General features: G+C 34.6%; 1 protein-coding gene. It reads right to left on the reverse strand.

Features of this window, described 5'->3' with window-relative positions:
• Positions 1–1,061, reverse strand: a 1,061-nt coding sequence (locus ACYVTD_RS13315; RefSeq protein ID WP_461248222.1) for a methyl-accepting chemotaxis protein, incomplete at its 3' end; no start/stop codon positions are given.
• Between the last annotated feature and the right edge of the window lie 144 nt (positions 1,062–1,205).

Genomic DNA, 1,205 nt, shown 5'->3' on the forward strand with positions numbered 1-1,205 from the left:
AGCATATCGGTAAGATTTTTAATTATATCAATAATTTTTATATTTTGATTTTTTATATCAAACATCATATTTTCATTGGCTTCTCTGATACCGGCTCCGTGGCGGCTAAGCTCTTGCGTTTGAACGGCAAGGCTTGCCACTTCTTTTGTTTTTTCGGCTGATTGAGAAGTAAGATTTCTGTTGCTTTCCATAGTGTTGACAATTTCCGCGACGCTGGCTGATTGTTCATTTGCGGTAGCTGCCATTTGCCTTGCGGTTGAAGATAAATCAAGCATTGCAAGTGAAACCATAGAAGAGTTTTTATTGATTGACGAAAAAGTAGATTGTAATTTTGACAAAAAACCGCCTAACAAAGTCATAAATTCGCCAAGCTCATCGGTTGAAATTGACTCTATAACTACAGACAGATCATTTTCGTTAAGACGCTTAAAAACAACTCCCATGCTGTCTGTAGAGTTACGGATATTGAAAGCCGTAATAAAGATAATAAAAAACGCAAACGACGTCGCAAAAATAGCGGCGATAAGTGATAATATTAAACGCAAACGGTAGGAAGAAATCCTCTCTTTTATAATGGTTTCCAGTCTGCCGGTAGACGCTACTTGCAAACGATATGTAGTGTTATTTGCTCTGGTTGCCGTTTCAAAAAGAGCGGGAATAACTTGAATGTCTATAATAGGTTCGTTAATAATGTATTCTACGGAACTTGAAAAATAAGAGATAGTGTCATAACAAGATTTTAAAAGAATTTCAAAAGATTCAAAAGTATTGATATTTTTATTTCTTATATTTTCCACCGAGCGAAACCTGTTTTGTATTCTTATATTGTCGGAGTACATTAATAATTCAAGATTAAGCAAAAGCTCTGTTTTTCGTCTTTGAGTAAACGCGCCATCTTGAATAGTCCTTAATAAATTTCCTATTAAAACCATTCTATCTTGCGCTTGAGGAAGTTCCTGAAAAGCCGCGGCGACAAGATATGCGCCTTCTATATCCCTGTCTGTAATAAGTCCTGAAATATCCACGACATAAGTTATTATTTTGTTTAATTCTAACATCATCTGCCTATATGCCCATAAAAAAGAATCCCGAATAGATGTTTTTGATAATAGTTCCCAATTGTCAATCAGAGATTGAGGAGATATGTTTGAAATTTCCTCATAAAAGTATTCTTCATTATTATTTTTTAATTCTGAAAGCAATTC

This window comes from Treponema sp. R6D11, assembly GCF_054786075.1.